The organism is Neorhizobium lilium, from assembly GCF_004053875.1.
GTDB lineage: Bacteria > Pseudomonadota > Alphaproteobacteria > Rhizobiales > Rhizobiaceae > Neorhizobium > Neorhizobium lilii.
On record NZ_SBIP01000005.1, the window covers coordinates 11732 to 27471 of the forward strand.

Annotated in this window: 13 protein-coding genes and 1 pseudogene; 9 read left to right on the forward strand and 5 right to left on the reverse strand. The window is 63.7% G+C overall.

Features of this window, described 5'->3' with window-relative positions; genetic code table 11:
- Positions 1-105 precede the first annotated feature (105 nt).
- The 9 genes from EPK99_RS20985 to EPK99_RS21025 all read left to right on the forward strand — a co-directional run bounded on the left by EPK99_RS20985 (position 106) and on the right by EPK99_RS21025 (position 10329).
- On the forward strand, positions 106-1101 hold the full coding sequence (locus EPK99_RS20985; protein ID WP_128445057.1) for an MsnO8 family LLM class oxidoreductase: 996 nt from the start codon (positions 106-108) through the stop codon (positions 1099-1101).
- A 17-nt stretch (positions 1102-1118) separates the two neighbouring features.
- Positions 1119-2459, forward strand: coding sequence for an LLM class flavin-dependent oxidoreductase (locus EPK99_RS20990; protein WP_128445058.1), 1341 nt, complete (start codon positions 1119-1121; stop codon positions 2457-2459).
- Between the two features lie 68 nt (positions 2460-2527).
- The gene (locus EPK99_RS20995; RefSeq protein ID WP_128445059.1) at positions 2528-3715 is read left to right on the forward strand and encodes a M20 aminoacylase family protein; all 1188 of its coding nucleotides are present in this window, start codon (positions 2528-2530) and stop codon (positions 3713-3715) included.
- A 23-nt stretch (positions 3716-3738) separates the two neighbouring features.
- Complete coding sequence (locus EPK99_RS21000; protein WP_128445060.1) at positions 3739-4284, forward strand: GNAT family N-acetyltransferase; 546 nt, start codon at positions 3739-3741, stop codon at positions 4282-4284.
- A gap of 5 nt (positions 4285-4289) precedes the next feature.
- Positions 4290-6077, forward strand: coding sequence for an amino acid ABC transporter permease/ATP-binding protein (locus tag EPK99_RS25945; protein ID WP_128445061.1), 1788 nt, complete (start codon positions 4290-4292; stop codon positions 6075-6077).
- 27 nt (positions 6078-6104) lie between these two features.
- Complete coding sequence (locus EPK99_RS21010; protein WP_128445062.1) at positions 6105-7043, forward strand: ABC transporter substrate-binding protein; 939 nt, start codon at positions 6105-6107, stop codon at positions 7041-7043.
- Between the two features lie 79 nt (positions 7044-7122).
- Positions 7123-8064 carry an ABC transporter substrate-binding protein gene (locus EPK99_RS21015; protein WP_128445063.1) on the forward strand — a complete coding sequence of 314 codons (942 nt, stop codon included), beginning with the start codon at positions 7123-7125 and terminating at the stop codon, positions 8062-8064.
- A gap of 13 nt (positions 8065-8077) precedes the next feature.
- Complete coding sequence (locus tag EPK99_RS21020) at positions 8078-9142, forward strand: LLM class flavin-dependent oxidoreductase (RefSeq protein WP_128445064.1); 1065 nt, start codon at positions 8078-8080, stop codon at positions 9140-9142.
- Positions 9139-10329 (forward strand): cystathionine beta-lyase, encoded by a 1191-nt coding sequence (locus EPK99_RS21025; protein WP_128445065.1) that lies wholly within the window; start codon positions 9139-9141, stop codon positions 10327-10329. The genes EPK99_RS21020 and EPK99_RS21025 overlap by 4 nt, the downstream gene beginning before the upstream one ends.
- A gap of 424 nt (positions 10330-10753) precedes the next feature.
- Here EPK99_RS21025 and EPK99_RS21030 read toward each other — a convergent pair whose 3' ends face one another.
- The 5 genes and pseudogenes from EPK99_RS21030 to EPK99_RS21050 all read right to left on the reverse strand — a co-directional run bounded on the left by EPK99_RS21030 (position 10754) and on the right by EPK99_RS21050 (position 15736).
- Positions 10754-12067 carry an NtaA/DmoA family FMN-dependent monooxygenase gene (locus EPK99_RS21030; protein WP_128445066.1) on the reverse strand — a complete coding sequence of 438 codons (1314 nt, stop codon included), beginning with the start codon at positions 12065-12067 and terminating at the stop codon, positions 10754-10756.
- 271 nt (positions 12068-12338) lie between these two features.
- Positions 12339-12587: pseudogene (locus tag EPK99_RS25995) on the reverse strand (FAD-dependent monooxygenase); the annotation flags it as partial.
- On the reverse strand, positions 12584-13459 hold the full coding sequence (locus tag EPK99_RS21040) for an NAD(P)H-binding protein (protein WP_128445067.1): 876 nt from the start codon (positions 13457-13459) through the stop codon (positions 12584-12586). The gene EPK99_RS21040 and the pseudogene EPK99_RS25995, both read right to left, overlap by 4 nt.
- On the reverse strand, positions 13456-14493 hold the full coding sequence (locus tag EPK99_RS21045; RefSeq protein WP_245582516.1) for an ABC transporter substrate-binding protein: 1038 nt from the start codon (positions 14491-14493) through the stop codon (positions 13456-13458). The genes EPK99_RS21040 and EPK99_RS21045 overlap by 4 nt, the downstream gene beginning before the upstream one ends.
- Positions 14494-14503: 10 nt before the next feature.
- A complete protein-coding gene (locus tag EPK99_RS21050) occupies positions 14504-15736 on the reverse strand; it encodes an acyl-CoA dehydrogenase family protein (protein WP_128445069.1) in 1233 nt (410 codons plus the stop codon).
- Positions 15737-15740 lie beyond the last annotated feature (4 nt).

Below are 15740 nucleotides of genomic sequence, written 5' to 3' on the forward strand. Positions count from 1 at the left end.
AGAAAACATTTTTCCTATTCGGGCATTCCCCAGAACGATCTCTCTTCATTATCTACCAAATAACTAGACAAATAGAGGGATAAGCAACACCTCCGCGAGGTCGTCATGTATGCGCAAAGCCTTCTCGACAAGAGTCCGATCCGACCAGAAGAGAGTACCCTCCAAGCGCTGTCGCACACGGTCCATCTCGCTCGCCGGGCCGAGGAGCTGGGATATCGCCGCTTCTGGGTCGCCGAGCACCATGGAACGTCGGAATTGGCGAGTTCGGCACCGGAAGTGCTGGTGTCCTGGATCCTTGCCAATACCTCGCATATCCGTGTTGGTTCGGGTGGCGTCATGTTGCAGCATTACAGCCCGTACAAGGTTGCGGAGGTTTTCAACCTGCTGTCGTCGCTGGCCCCCGGTCGCGTCGACCTCGGCATCGGCAAAACACCGGGCGGCCTGCCGAAATCGACGGCAGCACTGCAGGCGTATCGCTCCGTTAAGCCGGATTTCGAGGCTCAGATCGGCGATCTCAGCGCGTTTCTCGACAATGCCGTCGTAAGCCCGCCGACTGATACCCGGCCATTGGCAGGCCCACGTCCGCCCGTAACTGCCGAACGCTTCCTGCTCGGGGCGAGCCCGGACAGCGCCCGTCTCGCAGCCGCCCAAGGATGGAATTTCGTGTTTGCCGCTCATCTCAACGGCGATCCGGAAAACCTGCGGCTGAGCCTGGATGCGTTCCGGCAGCACAGCGGCGGTCGGTCGGCGATCGTGGCGCTCGCCGCCTACGCCTCCGAGAACGCTGCCAGGGCGGCAGCCCAGATCGCCGAGCTCAAGGTTTTCAAGGTCTTTCTCGACAATGGCCAGGCTGTCAGTCTCGGGCGCCGCGAGCAGGCGGAAGAGTTCGCAAGGCAGGCGGGGGCCAAGGAATATCGGATCGAGGAGCGCAAGCCGAGCATTCTGCACGGGACGCCAGAAAGCATCCACGAGGAGCTTGCGCGGCTGTCGGAACTGCACGGCATCGAGGAGTTCATTCTCGAACCGCCGGCCGTCGGCGCTGACGAACGGCTTGCCTCGGTCGAGCTTCTCGCCCGTAAGCCGCTGTCTGCGGCGGCCTGATTTGAAGGAGAGATGAAATGAGCAAGAAAATCCGTTTCGGCATCATGCTTCAGGGCGCAGGCGGGCACATGAATTCGTGGCGCCATCCCAAAAGTCCGGTCGATGCCAGCGTCAATTTCGAGTTTTTCAAAACCACCGCCCTGAAGGCGGAGGCGGCCGGCATCGCATTCGCCTTCGTGGCGGACGGGCTTTACATCAACGAGAAATCCATCCCGCATTTCCTCAACCGGTTCGAGCCGCTGACCATCCTGTCGGCGCTGGCGACGGTGACCTCGAAGATCGGCCTCGCCGGGACGGTTTCCACCTCCTACAGCGATCCTTTCACTGTCGCCCGGCAGTTCGCTTCGCTTGATCTCTTCAGCGGTGGACGGGCTGGGTGGAACGCCGTGACGACGCCGCTCGAAGGGACTGCGAAGAATTACAGCCGCAGCCATCCGGAACATGCGCTGCGCTACGAGATGGCGGACGAATATCTGGAGATCGTCAAAGGTCTTTGGGACAGCTGGGACGACGACGCCTTCGTGCGCGACCGGGAGACCGGCAAGTTCTTCGATCGCGACAAGCTGCACCGGCTGGATCACAAGGGGCGCTTCTTCCAGGTGGAAGGCCCGCTCAACATCCAGCGCTCGCCGCAAGGCCAGCCGGTTCTCTTCCAGGCCGGCGCATCGGATGCCGGGATCGGCCTTGCCGGCAAGCATGCGGACGCCGTCTTCACCAATGCCGTTTCGCTGGAGGACAACCAGACCTTCTTCCGGCGGGTCAAGCAGGCAGCGGTCGCGCAAGGGCGTTCGGCCGAGGACGTGAAGATCTTCCCGGGCATCGGACCCGTCGTGGGCGAGACGCAGGCGGAAGCGGAGGAGAAATACCAGATCATCCGCAACCTGATCTCGATCGACGAGGCGCTTGCCTATCTCGGTCGTTTCTTCGACCACCACGATTTCAGCGTCTATCCGCTGGACGAGCCTTTCCCTGAACTTGGCGACATCGGCAAGAACAGTTTTCGCTCGACCACCGACCGGATCAAGCGGGTTGCCCGCGAAAAGGGCCAGACCCTGCGCGAGGCGGCCCTGGAGGCGGCGACGCCGCGCGAGGGCTTTGTCGGCACACCGGACGCGATTGCCGGCAAGATCATCAACTGGGTCGAGAACGACGCAGCCGACGGATTCATCCTCGGCTTCCCGGTGATCGCCGAGGGGCTTGACGATTTCATCCGCCTGGTCATCCCGATCCTGCAGGAGCGCGGCTATTTCGATCCGCATCTGGAGGGACAGACGCTGCGCGACCATCTCGGCCTGCCCTATCGTGACAGCGTCTACAAGGACGGTGCGGTGCAGCGGACGGAGAAAGTCCGGGCCTAGCAATTTGAAAAGGTGACGCGGCCGCAGCTTTCGGGTTCGCGGCTCCAACCGATGGAAAGCAGACGATCATGAATATCCACATCGACGGCGCGCGTCCGCGGGACGACGCCGAACGGGTGATCCTTGCCTCGATCGACGAGTTCGTGGCCATCCGCCGGGATCTGCACCAATATCCCGAGCTGTCGTTCCAGGAGCGGCGAACCTCGGGTATCGTTGCCCGCTATCTGCTTTCCTACGGCTATGAGGTGGCCGAGGGGATTGGAGGACATGGGGTCGTTGCCACGCTGACCCGGGGCGGAGGCGACAAGCGTATCGGCATCCGCGCCGATATGGATGCACTGCCGATCACCGAAGCCACCAGTCTTCCGTATGCGAGCCGTAATCCCGACGTCATGCATGCCTGCGGCCATGACGGCCACACCACGATCCTGCTCGCTGCCGCTCGTTATCTCGCCGAACACGGCCGGTTTTCGGGCACGCTGACGCTGATCTTCCAGCCGGCCGAGGAAGTCGGCGCCGGTGCCCGCAAGATGATCGAGGACGGTCTGTTCGAGCGCTTTCCGGTCGATGCGGTCTTCGGGCTGCACAACTGGCCGGGTGTTCCGCTCGGGCAGTTCGGTTTCGTCGAGGGACCAGCCATGGCCTCCGTCGATCAGGCGCTGATCCGCATCGTCGGCAAGGGCGGCCATGGCGCCTCGCCGCATGAAACGGTCGATCCGGTGCTCGCCTCGGCGGCTTTCATCACCGCGCTGCAGAGCATCGTTGCCCGCAATGTCGATCCTCTCGAAATGGCGGTGCTGACGGTCGGCTCCATTCATGGCGGATCGGCCTCCAACGTCATCCCGGAAAGCGTCGAGCTGAAGCTGACTGCGCGCGCCTATTCGCCCTCCGTCCGCAACAAGCTGGAGGAGCGGGTCCCGGCGCTTGCAAGGGCGCAGGCCGAGAGTTTCGGTGCCCATGCCGAGGTCAACTACCGGCGCGGCTTTCCCGCGGTGCTCAACCACGTCGAGGAAACCCGGCTGGCCCGCCGCGTGGCGGAGGAGAATTTCCCGGACGACCAGGTGGCCAGGGATTTTCGCCCGCGCACCGCCAGCGAGGATTTTGCCTACATGCTGCAGGCGCGGCCGGGGTCCTACCTCTTCGTCGGCAACGGCGACAGCGCACCGCTGCACAGCCCCCAATACAATTTCAACGACGAGATCATAGCCCCCGCCGCGCGCTTCTGGGTGCGGCTTGCAGAAACATTCCTGTCCTGACAGCGAAATCCAAGGAGCGTCCGATGAGCGATCGTTTTGTCTACACCACACCGCTGGATCCGCTGGCAAGGCCGCTGATCGAGGAACTGACCTTCGAATACGACAGCCGCTACGGCAGCTTTTACAGCGCCGAAGGCGCGGTGACCGAGATGAACCGCTATGGGCCGGAGGTGTTCGCGCCGCCATCGGGAAATTTCCTGCTGCTGGTGCGCGATGGCGTGGCGATCGCCGGCGGCGCTTTCATGCGGCATGAGGACCGGGACACGGTCGAGTTCAAGCGCGTCTGGACGAATTCCGCCCATCGCCGGCAGGGATTGGCCCGCAAGGTTCTGCTTGAACTCGAGGACCAGGCGGCGCGGCAGGGATACCGGCGCATCTACCTGACCACCGGCTTTCGCCAGCCGGAAGCGGTCGGGCTCTATCTCACCAACGGCTATACGGCACTCTTCGACCGGACAGCTGACCCGGAAACGCTGCGAAAGCTCCCTTTCGAAAAATTGCTGTCCAGCAAGGCCTACAGCGTCCCGCCGCCGGCACAGGCTCCCCATAAAATCTTGCACGGAGCGTGAGGATCATGACCGTCGCCGCAGATTTCAACGATGTGGCCGTAAGGCCTCGCGAGACACCCGCCGCCAAGGGTGATTATTCCCATTACCGGATCGTGCCGGCCCGCTATCCGGCCCGTACTGCCGGCACGATCTTTGCGCTTCTGGTGATCGCCGCCACCATACACTCGGTGCTTGGCAATCCCCGCTGGGGATGGGACGTGTTTGCCGAATGGTTCTTCGCCGAGCCGGTCCTAGTCGGGCTGGGGCGGACATTGCTGCTGACCCTGCTCGGCGCCTTCTTCGGCTTCCTGCTCGGCACTGGCCTGGCATTGGCCCGCGTCTCCCGCTCGCCGCTGCTGGTCGGCGTGTCCTGGACCTATATCTGGATCTTCCGGTCAATCCCGCTGATCGTGCTTCTGCTGATCCTCAACAATCTCGGCTATCTGTACGAAACGATCACCGTCGGGGTGCCCTATACGGGCATCAACTTCATCAGTTGGAACACCACGCAGCTGATCACGCCGTTCGCGGCAGCTGTGTTAGGGCTGACCCTCAACCAGGCCGCTTTCGCCTCGGAGATCATTCGCGGCGGCATTCTCTCGGTGGACCAGGGCCAGCTCGAAGCCGCCTCCGCGCTCGGCTTGCCGCGCCGCCGCCAGGCGTCAAGGATCATCCTGCCGCAAGCGATGCGGTCCATCCTGCCGACCGCCTTCAACGACATCATCGGGCTGGCGAAGGGAACCTCGCAGGTCTACATCCTGGCGCTACCCGAGCTCTTCTACACGATCCAGATCATCTATCGCCGCAACCTAGAGGTCATCCCGCTGCTGATGGTGGCGACGGTTTGGTATCTCGTCATCCTGACAGTGCTGTCGATCATCCAGCATCATATCGAGCGGCGCTATGCCCGGGGCGCCCTACGCAATCCGCCGCCATCGATCTTCGCCGGCCTCTATCGCCGGCTCGTACCGGAGTTTTCGGTCCCTCGGGCTGCCGAAGAAGAGCCGGTGCAATCAGGCGATAGCAGTCGTGCCAGCGTCATCCTGCCCGCTCGCGGCGGCGAAGTGACGATCCACGGCGTCTCCAAGAGCTACGGCCAGTTGAAGGTCTTGAGCGACGTCACGCTGACGGTACCGGCGGGCAGCGTCACCACCATCATCGGACAGTCCGGCTCGGGAAAATCGACGCTGCTGCGCTCGATCAATCATCTCGAACGGGTCGATGACGGCTTCATCGCCATCGACGGCGAGCTCATCGGTTACCGCCAGAACGGCGAGACACTTTATGAACTGAAGGAGAAGGACATCCTTAAGCGCCGCGTCGAGGTCGGCATGGTGTTCCAGAGCTTCAATCTCTTTCCACACCTCACCGTTCTCGAAAACATCGTCGAAGCACCGGTCACCGTTCGCGGCATCCCGGGCGATAGAGCAAAGGCAGAGGCGCGCGAGCTGCTTGTCCGCGTCGGCCTGTCCGACAAGGCGGACGCCTATCCAAGGCAGCTTTCGGGCGGCCAGCAGCAGCGTGTCGCGATTGCCCGGGCGTTGGCCCTGAAACCCAAGGTGCTGCTGTTCGACGAACCGACCTCGGCGCTCGACCCGGAATTGGTGGGCGAAGTGCTCGACGTCATCAAGGAGCTCGCCCGGTCCGGCACGACGCTGCTCATCGTCACCCATGAAATCGGTTTTGCCCGCGAAGTTTCCGATCTGGTCGTCTTCATGGAACAGGGCCGCATTCTCGAAACCGGCACGCCCGAAAAAGTCCTCGGCCGGCCGGAGCATCCGCGTACGGCGGAGTTCCTCGCCAAAGTCCTCTGAACATCAATCAAAAGGGAAGCATCCAGCATGTCTTACAGATCCAGGTTCTTCAGCATCGCCATTGGAACTCTCCTGTCGGTTTCCGGCCTTCTCGGCACTCTCGCCCAAGCCCAGGAGGCCGATCTCTCGCCGGACCAGAAAAGCCGGGTGAGGGTGGAGAAGGTCGACGCCGCCATCAAGCTCATTCCCGCCGGTTACAAGTTCGTCACGGCCGGAAAGCTGACCGTTGCCTCGGTGCCCGGACGCCTGCCGTTCGCAGCCTATGCGACTGACAACAAGACGCCGGTCGGCAGCGAGCCGGACGTGGCGCAACTCGTGGCCGATAGTCTCGGCCTGCAGCTTGAACTGGTGCCGATCGCCTGGGCCGACTGGCCGCTCGGTGTCGTCTCCGGCCGGTTCGACGCGGCGATCCACAACATCACCGTGACCGAGGAGCGCAAGGCAAAGTTCGACTTCTCCACCTACCGCAACGACCTTCTCGGCTTTTACGTGCCGCTGAACAGCAAGATCACCAGCATCAGCAAGCCGGAGGATGTCGCGGGCCTCAAGGTCATCGTCTCGTCCGGCACCAACCAGGAGCAGATCCTGCTGCGCTGGATCGAGGCCAATAAGGCCAAGGGTCTGCCGGCCAGCGAGGTGCAGTATTACGACGACGAGGCGGTGCTCGGCGTGGCGCTGCAGTCGGGCAGAGCCGACGCGTATCTGGGCCCGAATGCCACGTCCGCCTTCAAGGCGGCCAAGGAGAAGAACACCAAGCTTGTCGGCACTTTTTCCGGCGGTTGGCCTGAGACTGCCGAGATTGCGGTGGCGACGAAAAAGGGCTCCGGCCTGGCGGATGCAGTGACCGCCGCGGTCAACGCGCAGATCGCCAACGGCAATTATGCCAAGGCTCTGGGACGCTGGAACCTGTCGGCCGAAGCCGTCAAGGAATCGCGCACCAACCCGCCGGGCCTGCCGAAAAGCTGATGTGACGAGGACACAGCAGCGGAGGCGCGGGCCATCTCCTCCCGTCCGCGCCTCCAATCTCTTCAACCGGATAACAGACATGACCATCACCCAAAAGATCAGCCGCGCAATCGCCGCCGGCCTTCTCGCCCTGCCGCTGCTGGCCTATGGCGCACTGGCAGCGAACGATATTTTCGATCTCTCTCCGGATCAGCCGGGCCGTATCCGCGCCGAGAAGGATGCGGCAGCAGTTTCCGCGATCCCAAAGGACTTCAAGTTTACAAGTCCGGGTAAGTTCACAGTGGCGGTCTCCCCCGGCGGACCGCCGCTGGCGACCTACGCCACCGACGCCAAGACGGTGGTCGGGGCGGATCCGGATTATGCGCTGGCGATTGCCGACAGTCTCGGCCTGCAGCTGGAACTGGTGCCCGTCGCCTGGGCCGACTGGCCGCTTGGCCTGGTCTCCGGCAAATACGATGCCGTCATCTCCAATGTCGGTGTCACGGAGCAGCGCAAGGAGAAATTCGATTTCTCGACCTATCGTCAGGGCCTGCACGGCTTCTTCGTCAAGGCAGACAGCCCGATCACCTCGATCCGGGAGCCGAAGGATGCCGCGGGCCTGCGCATCACCGTCGGCGCCAGCACCAACCAGGAGCGGATCCTCCTCAAGTGGAGCGACGAGAACGTCAAGGCAGGGCTGAAGCCGATCGAGCTGCAATATTACGACGACGATGCTGCTCGGATACTGGCATTGCAGGCGGGCCGGGCCGACGTGATCGTTCAGCCGCATGCGCAACTGGTCTACATCGCCGCACGTGACAAGAACATCAAGCGGGTTGGTACTTTGTCGGCCGGCTGGCCGGAACGGTCAGACGTGGCGATCACCACGCGCAAGGGCTCGGGTCTGGCCGATGCTCTGACGCTTGCGACCAACGACCTCATCAAGAACGGCGCTTATGCCAGGATCCTTGCGCGCTGGCAGCTTTCCGAAGAAGCGCTGCCGGAATCGCGCACCAATCCGCCGGGTCTTCCCAAAAGCTGATGTGACAAACGACATGACATCGCCTTCGCTCTCGATCAGCCATATCGGCTTTCTCACCCCCGGGAACTATCCCGACGGCGACCCCGCCGGCGGGCTTGAAGCATCACTGAAGCTTTTCGAGGCCGCAGAAGCACTCGGCTTTGATAGTGGCTGGGTCCGGCAGCGGCATCTGGAGCACGGCGTTTCCTCCGCCCCGGTGTTTCTGGCCGCCGCCGGCCAGCGGACCAGACGGATCCAGCTTGGATCGGCCGTCATCCAGCTCGGCTACGAGAGCCCGTTCCGGCTGGCCGAAGATCTTTCGATGGCCGATGCGCTGTCCGGTGGACGGCTGAATGTCGGCGTCAGCGCCGGACCGCCGCTGCATGCCGAACTGGTAGCGCCGCTGGTCTTCGATGGTGACTGGCAGACGTTCGACTTCTCCTATGCCCGCGTCGAGCGCCTACTTGCCAATCTCGCCGGCCATCCCATCGGCGATGGCGAAACCTTCGTGATGTCGCCCGGCAACCGCCAGCGCGCCCGCCTGCAGCCTTTTGCAAAGGGATTGCAGGATCGAGTCTGGTACGGCGGCGGGTCACTCCGTTCATCGGAATGGGCCGGCAGGACCGCCCTCAACCTGATGATCGGCAGCCTGACCTCCGGCGACGTGTCCGACGATTTCTTCGACGCGCAGGCGCAGCAGCTATCCGCCTATCGCAAGTCTCTGCCGGCCGGCATGACGCCGCGGGTCGCCGCCGGCCGGGTGATCGTGCCGACGGACGGCGCGGATCGCCGGACGAGAAATAAATACCAAGCCTACGCAGCGAGCCGCCACGAGCGGACCCTGTCGCCGCAGGGGCCGCGCCGCACGCTCTTCAGCCGCGATCTGGTGGGCAGTTCCGACGAGATCCTCGAGCGGCTGTTCGCAGACGCGGTGCTGCCGGACGTCCGCGAACTGAGACTTGAACTTCCGTATGAATTGGCGCTCGAGGAATACGTGCAGATCATCACCGATTTTGCCGAAAAGATCGCGCCGCAGCTCGGCTGGCGGCCAGCCGAGGCACCCGAGACGCCCGCCGAACAGACGAAAGCATCCGCATGACCAAAGATCGCACTCCCTCGGGCAAGCTCGGCATCAACACTCAGCTGGTGCGGGCCGGATATGACCCGTTCGATTATCACGGCTTCATCAACCCGCCGCCGGTGCGGGCATCGACCGTGCTGTTTCCGACCGCCGAGGTCATGGACACGCATGCTCAGAAATACACTTACGGGACGCGCGGCACGCCGACCACCAATGCGCTATGTGATGCGATCAACGAGCTTGAAGGAGCGGCCGGCACGATCCTTGTGCCCTCCGGCCTGGCGGCGGTGACGATCGCCTTCCTGGCTTATCTTTCGCCCGGCGACCACGCGCTGGTCGTCGATTCCGTCTATGGCCCGACGCGGCATTTCTGCGAGACGGTGCTGGCGCGTTTCGGGATCGAGGCGGAATTCTACGATCCGATGATCGGCGCCGACATCGAGAGGCTGTTCCGGGCCAATACCAGGCTCGTTCATACCGAGGCGCCGGGATCGAATACGTTCGAGATGCAGGACATCCCGGCGATCGTGGAGGTGGCGCACCGGCGACGGGCCGTCGTGACCATGGACAATACCTGGGCGACACCGCTCTATTTCAAGCCGCTGGAGTTCGGCGTCGACATCTCGATCCAGGCCGTCACCAAATATCCTGCCGGCCATGCCGACGTGCTGATGGGAACCGTTTCGGCCAATGCCGAGCACTGGCCGCGGCTGAAGGAGACCAACGGTGCGCTCGGAATCTGCGGCGCGCCCGACGATGCCTATCAGGTGCTGCGCGGCCTGCGCACCATGGGTGTGCGGCTCGACCGCCATCAGCAGAGCGCGCTTGCCGTCGCACATTGGCTGGAGAGCCGGGACGAGGTTGCCCGCGTCCTGCATCCGGCGCTGCCGAGCTTTCCGGGCCACGATATCTGGAAGCGCGACTTCAAGGGCGCCAGCGGTATCTTCTCCTTCGTGCTTGCCGTCGAACGCAAGCAGGATTTCAAGCGCAAGGCGCAGGCCTTTCTTGATGCGCTGACATTGTTCGGGCTCGGCTATTCCTGGGGCGGGTTTATGAGCCTCGCGCTGCATGTCAATCTCTTCGATCGCAGGGTGACCCCACCGCCTGCCGGCGGGCCGGTCCTCCGGCTTCAGATCGGACTGGAAGAGGTCGACGATCTTATTGATGATCTCGAAAGGGGATTTGCAGCTGCCGAAGCGACCTGATTGCCGACGTCGGCAGACGAGAGGGAGCCGGGCGGTCATTCGCAGCCTGCGACGATTGCGATCATGCCGACGACCGTAGGTCCGCCATGTGATGACGGAGGTCCGTGTTGATAGCCTCGGTACTCGACACCATGACGCCTGTACAGAGGGTTGCCAACGTGATGCCGGCAGGTTCGGCGATCTTCAGGCTGGACACGGCAAGTAAGCTCCGAATATCCGTTGGGCCAGGGCGCTTTTCCGTTGGGATGATAGTCCCGGTCGCGTCCACCGCGCGGGTGCGGGCGAATGATCCTGAGAAGCTGCGTCGCTTGGGGTCCATAGATGTCGGCGAAAACATCGTCCGGCTCGGCGGTTTTTGCAAACACGCCTTCTGCAGACGCCCCTCAAGGCTCAGGCGCTTGAAGGAGCGCTCTAATCTGCATCGTCACCCCGCCACGGGATGCGGCAGTCGGTATCGCTCCCGAACCGTATTTTCCTCGTAATGCGTCCGGTAGACGCCGCGATCCTGGAGAATCGGCACGACCCTGTCGATGAACTCTACGATATCGTCCGGTGCGCGGGGCGGCTGCAGCGTGTAGCCGTCCACCGTGCCGTCGGCCCAGAGATCGATGATGGCGTCGGCGACCTCGTCCGGCGTGCCGAGCAGCAGCCGGTGGTGCCCTTCCGAGCGGCGTACCGCCTGGCGAGCCGTGATTTTTTCATGGGCCAGCAGATCCGACAGACCAAGGCCCATGCCGACAGCCTGCAACCGGTTGGGATCGGGAATGAAGCGTTCGGCGTCCAGCACCGCGTCGGGATCGAAACCATCGGGATCGATCCCGTTCTCCTTGACGAAGCGGGCGATGAGACCGTCCTCCGAACCCGCGCCGCTGAATAGTTCGTGCTTGCGCAACGCCTCATCGCGGGTGTCTCCGAGGATCACCACCAGGCCGGGGACGATGCGGATGCCCGACGGATCGCGGCCCATGGCTGCCGCTCGATCCTTGACCTTCCTGCCGAAAGCCTGGCCGGCGCCGCGCGACAGGATATTGCAGTAGATGATTTCTCCATGGCGGGCCGCAAGCTCGATGCCGCCTTCGGAGGCGCCTGCCTGCGCAATGACCGGATGGCCCTGCGGACCACGCGGGACGTTGAGAGGCCCTTTGATGTTGAAGTGATCGCCGACATGGTCGATCGCATGGGCGCTGGAAGCATCCCAGAACCGGCCGTCCGGAATGTCACCCTCGCGCGCCGGATCCCAGCTCGCCCAGAGCTTCTTGGCGACATCCAGGAATTCGGACGCCTTGGCATAACGCTCGCTGCGCGGCGGCAGCGGCTCGGATCCGAAGTTTGCGGCGACATTGGGGTTGAACGAGGAGACGATGTTGACGATCAGCCGGCCGCCCGAGACGATGTCCACGGACTGGGTGCGGCGGGCAAGATTATAGGGCGAATTGTAGGTCGAGGACATGGTCGCCACGAAGCCGATGTCCGGCACCTGCGCGGCGAGCGCCGTGCAGAGGATCAACGGGTCGATCGTGTGGAACGGCCGCCCGTTTGGATCGGTCATCAGCGCCGGATGGTCGGAGAAGAACACCGCATCGAACAGGCCCCTGTGGGCAAGTTCGGTCAGCCGGCGGTAATAATCGGGATCGTTGATATCGTGGCGGCTTCCGGTCCGGTACTTCCAGGCATTGCCGAGGTAACCTGTCGTGTTGATGCCGACATTCAGATTGAGCTTTCGTGTCGCGCTTGTCATGTCACTGATAATCCTTGTGTTCGGCAGGATAGAAATCGCCGATGACCACATCGACGCCCGGGCTTGCCTTGAGGCTGCCGGCACCGCCGACCATGATGATGCGTCGCACGCCTGGACTATGGGCGCCGATGACGGCGTCATGGCCGGCGACGATCTTTGCCACATCGTCCTCGTCGGCGATGTCGGCCTTGAGAGTGATCAGCCGTTCCTGCGGCGCGAGATCCGTGGAGCGGGTAACGGCGGTGACACGCAAGGCACGGCACAGTGCCTCGAGGCTCTCGGTTGGAGCGCGGCCGAGCGTGTCGATGAATATCTGGAAAAGATGCGGGGGCATGTCGGCCTGCAATGCGTCGATACCGCGCTGCCGGATGCGCATCCGGAAACCCTGCACGTAATCGGCGCGGATCGCGTCGCGCTCGAAGACGGCAGTGTCGATGCCGTTCTTTTTGAGACCTTGGGCCAGCGCCAGGCCGCCGGGTCCTCCGCCGATAATGGCCACGTCAACACATGGAATGCTCATGGAGATGACCCGGCAAGTGCGGCTTTGGAGGCCAGCTGTTCGGAAATAAAGGCCTCGACGCTGCGGGGTGCATGGCCGAGTAGGGTGGCAACCGTGTCCGTTGTCGCCGCCGCTCGTCCCGCGGCGATCAGCGTTGCGAACTGCGCCACGGCGCGATGTTCGAATTCGTCATAGGCGGTCGCCGGCGGAAGCTTCTGGATGACCGGAACCTGGCGGTTCAGGATCTCGGAGAGGAGGCCGGCCACCCGACGGGGCGTTACCACTGCCGGGCCGGTGAGATTCAGTACCTCGTTGACGACGGCTTCCGCCGAGAGCTGGTGAACGGCGACGTCCGCGATGTCGCGCGCATCGATATAACCGATGCCGGCATCCGGATTGCCTGTGAACACGGGTTTGCCGTCCAGCACCTGCCGGATGGTGTTGGCGAGCGACACCTGCATCCAGGCGTTGGGGCGGAGCGAGACATGCTCCATTGCGAGTCCGCGCAGATGTCGTTCGACGATGGCATGCGCTTCGCCCGAGATCGAACTGCCGGGTGGGTCGATGGTCCAGTCCGATCCAGAAATCTTGACGATCCGGCCCAAGCCGGCAATTGACGCGGCTTTGACGACGAAGAGCTGGTCCGCAGCCAGTGCAGGGCTGATCGGCGACAGCAGCAGAAGCCGCTCGACGCCGCGCATCGCCGTCGCCAGGGAAACGGGGTCGGCAAATTCGCCGATGGCGATCTGCACGGCCGGACCGAACAGCTTTAGGGCGACGTCCGGCCTGCGGGTGAAGACGCGAGCCAGCTGGCCGGCCGCGGTCAGCCTTTCCACCACCAGCCGGCCAAGCCTGCCGGTGGCCCCGGTCACGAGGATAGGAGCAGCGCTCATGCGGCATTCCGACGGCCGGCCGCATTCAACGGTGTCCGATCGATCCAGCCGAACACATCGAAATCGGTCGGGATGAAGCCCCATTGCAGCAGGAAAGTCTTGAAATGCTCGAAGGCGGCGATCTGCTCGTCTTCAAGCGTCAGTTCGAGGTGCTTATGGACGTCTGGGCCATTGGCCGCCCAGATCGCATCTTCGCCGACGCCGATCTCGCCGGCGATCAGCCGCACCGCGTCGTCCGGATTGGCCTCTGCCCAACCGGCGACCTGGCCGACGGTGGCGACGAGATCGGCCACCAGGTCGAAATGCTCGTCGATGAAGCGGGCATCGACCGTCAATGGGCGGGGCGTGCCGTTGTTAATGCGGATCTTCGGGTCCGGATGAAAGCCGAACTCTGACACGACGACTGCGCCGATCTGGTTGGCCAGCACGATGCCCTCGGCGCCCTTGACAAAAAACGCGTCGATATCGCCGCGGGCGAGCGCCAGAAGCTCGTCGCCATAAGGATACCGGCGTTTAAGGCCGAGAAAGGCTGCGTTCCCGCGTTCGATCAGGCTGGCCTCCACGCTGTCGAGATAGACGAGCTCGACATCTGCAGGGGTCAGGCCTTCGAGGGAAAGCGCGGAGACGATGCCCTTCAGCGCCGTGGCGCGCTGGAAATCGACGATCTGCTCGCCCGGCTTGCGGGGCACGCCGATGCGGCGCCCCTTCAGATCCGCGCCTTTGGTTATTCCCGACGACGGGAGCGCGATGACGGCCTGGAACTCGTCCGTGGTGGTGATGCCGACCACGCGGGTTTCGCGCCCGCCGGAGCGCGCCCAGATCGGCGGAATGTTGCCGCCCTGCCGGAAGGAATAGTCGAGCGCGTGGGTAAAATGGCTCTGGCGGCCCGCCGGGTCAGCGCTGTCGCGGATGGAGCGCACGGAAACGCCGCTGGCCTGGAACTGCCGATCGACCCAGCCGAGCTGGTGCGCGACCGAAAGGGGCGTCGGTGCCGGGCAGCGGGTATACCAGACGGAATCGAGAGGGTTGGACACCTTAAAACTCCTAGCTGCGGCCGACGACGGTGAGGCGGGGTTGCTGGTGCGGCCGGACCGGCACGGGATTGAGCGGTACGGCCGGCGCAGCGGCATGACGGCCGAAAGCGGCCTTGGCGAGCATGGTGCGGATCAGGTTGTTCTGCGGCGCGTGCGCCTTGCCGGACACCACGTCGCGGTGATGACGCTCGAGCGGATTGTCGCGGCTGAGGCCGGGATTGCCGCCGAGGTCCAAGGCCAGCGTGGTGACCGCAATGGCGTTGTCGATGACGGTATGCTTGACCGCCGCCGCATCCGGGTCGAACGGGCGCCCGGCATCGAAATCCTCAGCGATAGAGCGGAGCAGCCGGCGGTTGACGGTCAGCAGGACCTCGATCTGCCCCAGTCCGTCCTGAATGCGTGGAACGGTCGAGAGCGGCGCGCCGAGGCTGGCGGGCGCCCGGGTCGTGGTGAATTCGATCAGCCAGTCGCGCGCGCCGCGCGCCGCGCCGTCGTAGATTGCCGGTACAAGGCTGAAATACCAGGCGCCCATGCGCTCGTCGCGCTTCAGGCCCTGGCTTGCAGGCGCCAGGTCGATGATGTCTTCCAAAGGGATTGCGACGTCGTCCAGAATGAGATCGTCGCTGTTGGTGGCGCGCATGCCGGTGGCGTTCCAGGTCTTTTCGACGCGGATGCCATCGGCCGATGTCGGCACCAAGAAGGAACCGAGCCGCGGCTCCGGCTCGTCGGTGACGGCCAGCACCGAAACCCAGCGCAACAATGGAATGCCGGTCGCATAGGTCTTGTGGCCGGTGATGCGCCATTGATCGCCGACCCGGCGGGCCACCGTTTCAGGCAATGAACCGTGGGACGGCGAGCCGACGCGGGGTTCCACCTGTGCGGCATTGATCAGCGCGACCCCGTCGCGGTTCGCCTTCGTCAGGCGTTCGATCAGATGGTCCGGCCATTTGCCGGAGATGCGGAGCGAATAGTGCTGGTTGTAATGCATGGAGAGCACCAGCGCGGTGGACGGTTCGCCGCGGGCGATGGCCGAAACGACGGCCAGCGCCTCGCTCAGTCCGCCACCGAGGCCGCCGTGTTCGACGGCGGTCACCAGACCGAGCAGGCCGGCCTGGTGAAGCGCGTCGAAATTGGCGAACGGGAATTCGCCGGTGGCATCATAATGACCGGCGGTCAGCGCGAACCGCTTGCCCAGTTCCTCGGCCCTGACGATCGCATCGGCAAGATCGGCGGAAACAGTCATGGAA